The sequence below is a fragment of the Alishewanella agri BL06 genome (assembly GCF_000272005.1).
Classification (GTDB): domain Bacteria; phylum Pseudomonadota; class Gammaproteobacteria; order Enterobacterales; family Alteromonadaceae; genus Alishewanella; species Alishewanella agri.
In genome coordinates this window covers 1-9,622 of the sequence record NZ_AKKU01000002.1, presented here as the reverse complement: position 1 = coordinate 9,622, position 9,622 = coordinate 1, and the positions used below count along the sequence as shown (strand labels likewise).

Genomic DNA, 9,622 nt, shown 5'->3' with positions numbered 1-9,622 from the left:
AGCTGCAAAAATAAGCAGCAAACGTCAACACGCCCTACGACTTTGGTCGCATACTGGTGTTTAAGCGATTGCTGTACCATGCTTAGTTGGTCTTAAACCCACTAAGAGGTAGTAGCATGAATGCTATTCTATTGATGTTGATGGGCCTTGGTGCCATGGCACTTGGCTATTTCATCTATTCAAAATTTATCGTCGAAAAAATCTTCAAGGTAGATCCGAATTTCCGTACGCCAGCACATGAAATGCAGGATGGCGTTGACTATGTACCCACCAATAAATATATCCTGTGGGGTCACCATTTTACGTCAGTAGCGGGTGCCGCACCTATTATCGGCCCTGCTATCGCCGTAATCTGGGGTTGGGTTCCAGCCTTTTTATGGGTGGTATTTGGTACCATCTTCTTCGCCGGGGTGCATGACGCCGGTGCCATCTGGGCCAGTAGCCGTAACAAAGCCAAATCGATTGGCGCTCTGACCGGTGATATCGTTGGTAAACGTGCCCGCAGCATCTTTATGATCGTTATCTTCCTGGTACTGCTGATGGTCAATGCAGTGTTTGCGGTCGTTATTGCTAACCAACTTATCAGCTTCCCCAGTGCCACCGTGCCGGTTTGGGGTGCCATTGTCGTGGCGTTGATTATCGGTCAGCTGATTTATCGTAAGTTAATCGGCTTACTGATGGTCACCATCATCGGTGTTGTTGCGCTGTACGCGATGATTTATGCCGGTCCGATGTTCCCACTGGCGTTACCAACAGAAGTCATGTTTGGCCTGAACGACCGTCAAACCTGGATTATCCTGTTGTTTGTTTATGCCGCTATCGCGTCCTTATTACCGGTATGGGCACTGCTGCAACCGCGTGACTATATCAATGGTATCCAGCTGTTTATCGGTTTAGGCTTGTTGTACGCCGCGGTGATTTTTGCCAGCCCTGATATCGTAGCGCCAGCCTTTAACACTGAAGTTCCTGAGGGCACACCGTCCTTGGTGCCGTTATTGTTCGTGACCATTGCCTGTGGTGCTATCTCCGGTTTCCACGGCCTGGTTTCCAGCGGTACCACCTCTAAACAGCTGGATAAAGAGCCGGATGTGCGTTTTGTCGGTTACTTTGGTGCTATTGGTGAAGGTTCATTAGCGCTGGCCGCCATTATTGCCGCAACAGCTGGCTTCGCAACCCTCGCTGACTGGCAAGCCATTTACCACAGCTTTGGCCAGGGTGGTGTCGGTGCCTTTATCCGCGGTGGCGCCAACATTCTGCAGGATGGTATCGGTCTGGATGCAGTATTATCGCAAACCCTGCTCACCGTAATGGTGGTATTGTTTGCCGGCACTACGATGGATACCGGTTTACGCTTACAGCGTTACATCTTCCAGGAATGGGGCAGTATTTATAATATCAGCTGGATGCAAAAAGCCGCGCCGGCTACTTTGTTAGCCGTAGGTAGCTGTCTGTTGCTGGCCTTCGGTGCCGGTGGTGATGGCTCAGGTGGTATGCTGATTTGGCCTCTGTTCGGCACGACTAACCAACTGTTAGCCGGCTTAACACTGCTGGTGATTACGGTGATGTTGGTGAAGCTGGGTCGTCCAATGTGGTACACCCTAGCACCGCTGATCTTCCTGCTGACGATGACCACCCTTGGCTTGTTGATTCAGCTGAAGAGTTTCTATGACAAAGGTGACTGGTTCCTGTTTACGCTGGACCTGGTGATTCTGGTTGCGGCTATTCTGGTGATCCTGGAATCTGGTGCAACACTAACGAAACAAATCAAAGAGAACAAAACTGCGAAAGCATGAAACTCGATTTAAAGTTAGATAATGTGAAGGCCTGGTTCCGCCAGGCCAACTTCTATGTGGAAGAGGTCTACAATGCCCCCTATCGCTCGGCAATTGCCCGCGCGCAGCGGGAGCAGGATGACCTCTTTATGTTACTCATCTTCTCTGAAATGATGGGTGTACCTAACCCCGCCAGTTACTATACCCTTGAATTGCAACCTCTGTTAATGGAGCGCTTCCATGACTGGCATCTGCGTATGGGCATGGAGCATTCACCGCTGGATAATTTTAAATGTTGTTAACCGATAAAAAGGTCTTACTGATCGGTGGTAAAGGTGGTGTCGGTAAGACCACCGTCTCCTCCGCCCTTGCTGTGTTAGCCAGCCAGCGTGGGAAAAAGGTGTTGTTAGTTTCAACTGACCCGGCTCATAGCCTGGCAGACGCCTTTGGCCGGGACAAGATTGGCGATAACATCACCCGGCTGGCACCAAATTTAGATGCGCTGGAACTGGATCCGGATCGCGAAGTTGAGCAGCATCTGGCTAAAGTCACCGCCCAGTTAAAGCGCTTTACCAGGCCAGAGATGTTTAGCGAAATTGAGCGGCAAATGCGCCTCACCCGTCAATCGCCCGGTGCGCAGGAAGCGGCAATGCTGGAGCGGATCGCCAATACCATTGAACTGGGATTAACCGACTACGATCTGGTGATTTTCGATACGGCCCCTACCGGCCATACCTTACGTCTACTCAGTTTACCGGAAGCCATGGCCGCTTGGACTCAGGGCTTACTCAATGCCAATAAACGCTCCGAAAAACTCGGCGATGTACTGGGACATTTAACACCCAAAGCTGGCCGTGACATCGACAACCCGTTAATTGACCCCGCTGAGCATGCCACCGCCGGCATGGATGAGCGTAATAAAGCGATCACTGAAACGCTACTGGCGCGGCAGCGCTTACTGCAACGCACCCGGGAAATTTTACTGGATAAAACACGCTGCGCGCTGTTGTTTGTCTTAACACCGGAGAAATTACCTATTATGGAGACAGGACGCGCAGTGAAAAGCTTACTGGCGGAAAAACTGCCACTGGCAGGTTTAGTGGTTAACCGGATCTTGCCGGCTGAAGCTGACGGCAGCTTTCTGGCGCAGCGGCGGCAACTGGAACAAAGCCATCTGGCCCAGATTGAAACCGAATTTAATAAACTGAATCGCTACCGGGTGCCACTGCAGCCAACCGATATTCAGGGCCTGGCGGCTCTGGAGAAAATGGCCGGCTTGCTGCAACAGGCAGGTTTATAACGTGAAACCATTTTACATACCCTAGCCGCCCGCTCTGAATCGGATCACCAGCTAAAATGAATTTTGGCTGGTATTCTGGTTTATTTATCGTGATTACCGAGATTTTTAACTTGCATATAATTTAGCCATTCCTTAGAATGCGCGCCATCGAAAGGCACGACATCTGAAAGGATGGTCACGCAAAGCTGCGGATCTAACGGGAAACCTATGATAGCCGGGCTGCCATAATCGGACGCTGGTCTGATATGTTCCCTCAACCGGGGTGCTGTGCTGTCTTTCGGTGTATTTTAGACCTATAATTACACCTGATCGTAAAGGTACAACCTCGGAGTTTTATATGAAATTCAGATTCTTAACACTTGCCGCTGCCATCGCTACCACAGCTTTTGTCAGTGCTCCTGTTGCCGCCAACGATCAGCTGGCGCAGTCAATTTGTGCTTATGTGGCTGCCGATAACCGTAACGCCCTGCGGAAAACCTTGTCTGATAACCGTTTACGTTTAAGTAACGTCTACGGCGGTATCAACTGCGATGGTTTAACCCTGGTCCGTTTCGCGATTAAGAGCGGTGCTAACGATACTGCAGACTTTATCATCAAGCAGTTACCAAGCAGTGCGGTGGCAGCCTCTGGTGATATCGAATGGGCACAAAGCAATGGTTTTGGCAGCTCTCCGGTAATCGAATCACTGCAAGCGCGCGCAGGCGGCTAAGCCTGATTAAGGCTCAAAACCAGTTACACTAAACGGCACCTGAGGTGCCGTTTTTATTTTGTCTGTCGCTTTCCCACTTCTACCGCATCTACCGGCGCAACGGCTTAACATCCCTGATCCTTTATGTCACTCTGTGCAGATATCCCATCAGAACAATACTAAGGATTTGCAATGCATAAATTTAAACCCAGCCTGCTCGCTCTGGCACTCACCAGCCTGATGTTGCACGCCGAAACGGACAGTCCTGCGTGGCAGGTTAATGCGCCGCAAGGTGAATTTAAAACTGTCGATATTCAGGTGCAACAGGGCAGCTGGATGAACGTTAATGTGAGTCCGGATGGCAAGACTATCGTGTTTGACTTGCTGGGGGATATTTATACCATGCCGGTGGCCGGCGGCGAGGCCAAAGCCCTGACCAATGATATTGCCTGGAATATGCAGCCGGTATTTAGTCCGGATGGGAAATACATTGCGTTTACGTCAGATCGCGATGGTGGTGACAATATTTGGATTATGAATGCCGATGGCTCTGAGCCACGTGCGGTGACTAAAGAAACCTTCCGCCTACTGAATAGCCCGGCCTGGAGCCCCGACGGCCAGTTTATTGTGGCACGTAAACATTTTACCGCCAGCCGCTCTTTAGGAGCCGGTGAGGTTTGGCAATATCATATCAGCGGTGGCAGCGGCGTGATGCTGACTGAACGACCGAATGACCAGAAAGATCTGGGCGAGCCGGCATTTTCACCGGATGGCAAATATATTTATTTCTCGCAGGACGATACTCCCGGCAAAACCTTTCACTACAGCCAGGATTCGGAAAGCGGTATCTATACCATCAAACGTTTTGAGCGGGCTACCGGTGCTATTGAGCTGCTGTTAGGGGGTGCCGGTGGCGCGATCCGCCCCACACCCTCACCGGATGGCAAATATTTGGCTTATATCCGCCGCGTCGATTTTCAAAGCACACTGTTTCTTTATGATTTGACGAGTGGCGAACAGATTAAACTCTACGATGGCCTCGATCGTGATATGCAGGAAACCTGGGCTATTCATGGTGTCTACCCTACCCTCAGCTGGACGCCGGATAATCAGCATTTAGTGTTCTGGGCCGGTGGCGAAATTAAAAAGCTGCAGTTAAAAGATAAAACCGTCTCCACCATCCCCTTTAGTGTCAATAGCACTAAACAGATCCAAACCGCACTGCGGGTACAGCAGGATCTGGATCAGAACCAGGTAGACGCCAAAATGCTGCGCTTTGTCCAGGTGTCACCGGATGGTAAGCAAGCGGTCTTCACTGCTTTTGGCCATTTATATATCACTGACTTAGCGAATCCGCGGCCACGGCGGTTGACGCGACAAACCACCGATTTTGAATTCTATCCGCAGTTTTCACGTGATGGCCGCGAGTTGGTTTATGTGAGCTGGAACGACCAGAATCAGGGAGCGGTGAATATTCTGAATTTACGCAATAACCGCGTCACTAAACTGACCAGCGAACCTGGTAAGTATATCGAACCGACCTTTAGCCCGGATGGCCGCACCGTGGTATACCGTAAAATCGGCGCTGGCAGCTTACTGCCGAAACAATGGTCGCTCAATACCGGTCTGTATAAAATCAGTAGCCGCGGCGGTGAAGCTGAATTGATCGCCCGTAACGGCCGCGCCCCAATGTTTGGTGCCAGTAATGACAAAGTCTATGCCATGGATTTTGGCAGTGCGCCCCGGCTGATTAGTATCGATCTGACCAAACATACGCAACAGGCGCTATACAGTGCCAAATTTGGTACTGAGTTTAAACTGTCGCCGGATGGTAAATATCTGGCTTTTGCTGATCGCTTTAAGGTATTTGTCACACCCTTTGTCGAGCGCGGCCGGCCGATTGAAATTGGCGCCAACGACAAGCAATTTCCGGTAAAACAACTCTCGGTGCGCGCCGGTGAATATATCAGCTGGGCGGGTGACAGCAGCAGCCTGTATTGGAGCCTTGGCCCGGAGCTTTATCAGCAACAAGTCAGCGGACTATTCGCGGTTGACGCTAAAGCGAATCCGGAGCCGCAGGTAACCAATCTTAGCTTTAGTGTTGCGGCCGATATCCCACGTGGTACCGTAGCCTTTGTCGGTGGCCAGGTCATTACCATGCAGGGCGACCAGGTGTTACAGGACGCAGTGGTACTGGTTACTGACAATAAGATCACTGCGGTGGGTAGCCGGGCTGAAGTTGCTATCCCAAAAGAGGCTAAGATCTTTGATATCAGCGGTAAAACTTTGATGCCGGGTCTGTTTGACGCCCATGCACATGGCAGTCAGGGCGTACAACAAATCACCCCGCAACAAAACTGGCAAAACTATGCCTCGTTAACCTTTGGTGTCACCAGTATTCACGATCCGTCTAACGATACCCGTGAGATCTTCAGCGCCAGCGAGCTGCAACGCAGCGGCCAGATCGCCGGACCACGGATTTTTTCTACCGGTACCATTCTTTACGGTGCCGAAGGAGCCGGTTACACCTCGCATATTGACAGTCTGGAAGATGCAAAATTTCACCTGACCCGGTTACAAAAAGTCGGCGCTTTTAGTGTGAAAAGTTATAACCAACCGCGCCGTAACCAGCGCCAGCAAGTCATTCAGGCCGCACGAGAGCTGAATATGATGGTGGTGCCGGAAGGTGGTTCACTGATGCAGCACAACCTGACCATGATTGTTGATGGTCATACCACTATTGAACATGCCTTACCGGCAGCCAAAGTGTATGACGATATCAAGCAGCTGTGGCAAGCCAGTGGGACCGCCTATACCCCAACGCTGAACGTGGCTTACGGTGGTATCTGGGGCGAAAACTACTGGTACGATAAAACTGAAGTCTGGAAGCACCCACGCTTACGCCGCTATGTGCCGATGGACCAGCTGGCACCACGCAGTATGCGCCGGCCGACTGCGCCTGAGCATCACTATAATCATTTTAATGTGGTAAAAACCGCCAATGAATTAAAAGATGTCGGCGTAGTCGCCAATATTGGTGCTCATGGCCAGCGTGAGGGTTTGGGAGCACACTGGGAGATCTGGATGTTTGCCCAGGGCGGTATGACACCGCTGGAAGCGCTACGCACCGCCACGCTCAATCCGGCCAAAACCTTCGGTATGGATCATCAGCTTGGCAGTATTGAAGTGGGTAAGCTGGCCGACCTGATTGTGATTAACGGCGATCCACTAAGTGATATCCGGGTAACCGATCAGGTAGTCTATACCATGGTCAATGGTCGCTTGTTTGACGCTGAAACCATGCATGAAATTGGCACCAGAGAGCGCCAGCGTCAGCCGTTTTATTTTGAAGCCCGCTAAAGGCTGACAGCAGAGTGGCCGGTTACGCTTGTAGCCGGCTACCGTCGTTTATCTGCTGGCTTAGGGCTTGTTGACGTTTGCTGCTTGTTTTAAACATCAACACGCGCAGGCTCGGCCACACGCATCCCGAAAGCACACAATGCCGCCCCTCCGATTAATGTTAATAGCACATACCCCGCAGCCAATAGCAGCTGCCCTGCCGTTAGCAGCTGCAGTAATTCCAGACTAAATAACGAAAAAGTTGTCAGGCCGCCACAAAACCCGCTCAGCCAAAATTGTTGTTGCCAGGCTGGCATCGGATAGCGTCCAGCCGGCTGACTGACCAGCGCCAACCAACCAATCAACAGCGAGCCGAGCAAATTAACCGCCAGGGTCGCGACCGGCCACCATGCTAACGGCAGTAACAGACCACTAAGCGCTAAACGCAGCGCTGAGCCCAAGGCCGCGCCGGCCGCCACTGCTAAGGTTTCTTTTAGCCTTACCACCACCAGCGCCCCCAATAACTGCCCAACAGCAATAAACCCAGGCCACCCAAGACGCTGAATAGCAGATAAAAAATGGCGCTGAAGCGGTTATGATTACGCAATAAACTGACCAGTTGCAGGTTAAGTGACGATACCGTGGTAAAGCTGCCAAGCGCCGCCAGCGCATAAATTTGCCACTGCGTTTGGCTAAGTTGCTGCGCCGTTTGACCAGCCCAAAGCACACCCAGCAGCAAAGCACCACTCAGGTTAACCAGCAAGGTGGGTAACGGAAAGGGGCGCTGCCAGTAATGGGCGACCCAATTGGATATCAGAAAGCGACAGGCACCACCCGCGGCGGCAGCGCAGAGCATCCAAAAATATAACAACGGCGGGCGTCCTTAGCAAAATTCTTATCTTGACCAGTCAGCCGCTTAGCGTCAAGGTGCTGCTGCAACTTAGCACCAAGCTTAAAGACCGGCATCACCGTTAGCTGAAAACAGTAATATCAGCTGATTACGCTGTCCTTCAGCATCCAGGCTATCGTAAGGCAGCACCAGATCGCTCTTACCATCACCAGTAAGATCAAACACCCGCACCCGGCTGGCATCCCGCGGCAAGATGAATTGTACCCGGTCGCTGTTGCGGTTGAACAGGCCTCTGGCATCGGGCGCAAAAAAACGCAGTTCATTACCGGCTTCGCCCAGCACCAGATGCTTACGACCATCACCGCGTAAATCCACCAGCTCAAACAATGGCATATCAAAGCGCAGATTGCTGATACTGACATCTATCTTCGCCTGCTGGCGGAAATTAGCTTTGGCGGGGTAACGCCGGTTATCCGCCAGCAAGTAAAAGTCGACATCCAGATTAGCACTGCCGCGCAGCAATACCCGCACTATGGTACCTACACCGATTTTCGTAGTCGGAATATAGAAATCTGCCCGGCCATCGCCATTAAAATCAGCAATCACCACTTCCGTCGGCACAGAATCAACCTTAATTTCGGTATCAAATTGCGCCGGGAAGCTCAGGCCTGCTTCAATTTGGCGGCCGAAGTAAACCTGAAAACGCGCACTACGCTCTAGGGCATCGGCAATTTGTTCAATCCGGACCACCAGATCCGGTATGCCATCACCATCCAGATCGCGGACCTCTTCCAGACTGCTGATATTCTGTCCACTGTAGCTGCGTCCGGCATCTGAGCGCTGGTCGGCTTGCTGCTCTGTCGACAGCGTAACAGGCCAGCCAGGTAACCAGGGCTCAGTATTAAAACTGCCATCACTTTGTTGCAAAAAGATTTGCAGCTTTCCTTCCTGCACAAACAACAGATCGGTCAAACCATCAAGATTGGCATCCAACGGATAAAAACGCCGGCCACTGTAATCGGCACGGTTATTATTCCAGGTTTGAATTCTGGCGCTGACCGGCAGTGCGTAGTGGCGAAAGCTGCCATCCGCTTGCTGCCGGAACAAGTGATAGGCTTGAAAATCCGGGATCAAAAAATCGCTCAGGCCGGATCCCAAATCAAGACTAAAATTGCGCTCACGCAATCTTACCGGATCGATCACCCGAAATATGGACTCAGTGCGTAGCAACTGCCGCCAGCTAAACTGACCATCGCGTTGTTCCAGCTGTAAAATGCCATCCAGGGTCAGTAATACCAACTGCTCTGCATCCTGTCCCGCTAACTTCGCCTGGCTGAAGTATTGCGCCTGCTCCGGCACAGCGATACTGCGGGTTTGATAACTGCTTAAATCGACCTGAGTTAACCAGCGTTCGTACTGACTAAAACCCGATACCCACAACTGTCGCTGTTCGGGTAAATGCAGTATGCTGCCATTAGCCGGGTGACCCAGTGGTACCGTGACCTTATGCATCGGAAAGGCCTGCACCAGGGCCGGGCATAACAGGGCTAACAACCAGCAGCGGCTGGTTTGAAGCAGTTTTAACATAATCAGATCCGGTTGAAATTATGGCTGTAATTAGGGCGTGTTGACGTTTTCTGCTTGTTTTTGCAGCCGTTTGGCTGGTGTTTATG

Annotated in this window: 8 protein-coding genes and 1 riboswitch; of the genes, 5 read left to right on the top strand and 3 right to left on the bottom strand. The window is 51.5% G+C overall.

The features are described from left to right. Positions 1–116 precede the first annotated feature (116 nt). The 5 genes from AGRI_RS02255 to AGRI_RS02235 all read left to right on the top strand — a co-directional run bounded on the left by AGRI_RS02255 (position 117) and on the right by AGRI_RS02235 (position 7,120). Complete coding sequence (locus AGRI_RS02255) at positions 117–1,793, top strand: carbon starvation CstA family protein (protein WP_008983395.1); 1,677 nt, start codon at positions 117–119, stop codon at positions 1,791–1,793. Further along, the gene (locus AGRI_RS02250; protein WP_008983394.1) at positions 1,790–2,074 is read left to right on the top strand and encodes a cory-CC-star protein; all 285 of its coding nucleotides are present in this window, start codon (positions 1,790–1,792) and stop codon (positions 2,072–2,074) included. Before AGRI_RS02255 ends, AGRI_RS02250 begins: the two co-directional genes overlap by 4 nt. Continuing rightward, on the top strand, positions 2,065–3,072 hold the full coding sequence (locus tag AGRI_RS02245) for an ArsA family ATPase (protein WP_008983393.1): 1,008 nt from the start codon (positions 2,065–2,067) through the stop codon (positions 3,070–3,072). Before AGRI_RS02250 ends, AGRI_RS02245 begins: the two co-directional genes overlap by 10 nt. Positions 3,073–3,215: 143 nt before the next feature. Further along, positions 3,216–3,299, top strand: a riboswitch (cyclic di-GMP riboswitch). A 110-nt stretch (positions 3,300–3,409) separates the two neighbouring features. Then, positions 3,410–3,781, top strand: coding sequence for a DUF3718 domain-containing protein (locus AGRI_RS02240; RefSeq protein ID WP_008983392.1), 372 nt, complete (start codon positions 3,410–3,412; stop codon positions 3,779–3,781). Between the two features lie 171 nt (positions 3,782–3,952). Next, complete coding sequence (locus AGRI_RS02235) at positions 3,953–7,120, top strand: amidohydrolase family protein (protein ID WP_008983391.1); 3,168 nt, start codon at positions 3,953–3,955, stop codon at positions 7,118–7,120. Positions 7,121–7,209: 89 nt separating this feature from the next. Here AGRI_RS02235 and AGRI_RS02230 read toward each other — a convergent pair whose 3' ends face one another. The 3 genes from AGRI_RS02230 to AGRI_RS02220 all read right to left on the bottom strand — a co-directional run bounded on the left by AGRI_RS02230 (position 7,210) and on the right by AGRI_RS02220 (position 9,536). Beyond that, on the bottom strand, positions 7,210–7,608 hold the full coding sequence (locus AGRI_RS02230) for a fluoride efflux transporter FluC (protein ID WP_008983390.1): 399 nt from the start codon (positions 7,606–7,608) through the stop codon (positions 7,210–7,212). Continuing rightward, positions 7,599–7,970, bottom strand: a complete 372-nt coding sequence (locus tag AGRI_RS02225) for a fluoride efflux transporter FluC (protein ID WP_008983389.1) — start codon at positions 7,968–7,970, stop codon at positions 7,599–7,601. Before AGRI_RS02225 ends, AGRI_RS02230 begins: the two co-directional genes overlap by 10 nt. Positions 7,971–8,051: 81 nt before the next feature. Continuing rightward, entirely contained in the window at positions 8,052–9,536 is a 1,485-nt protein-coding gene (locus tag AGRI_RS02220) for an FG-GAP repeat domain-containing protein (protein WP_008983388.1), read from the bottom strand. Between the last annotated feature and the right edge of the window lie 86 nt (positions 9,537–9,622).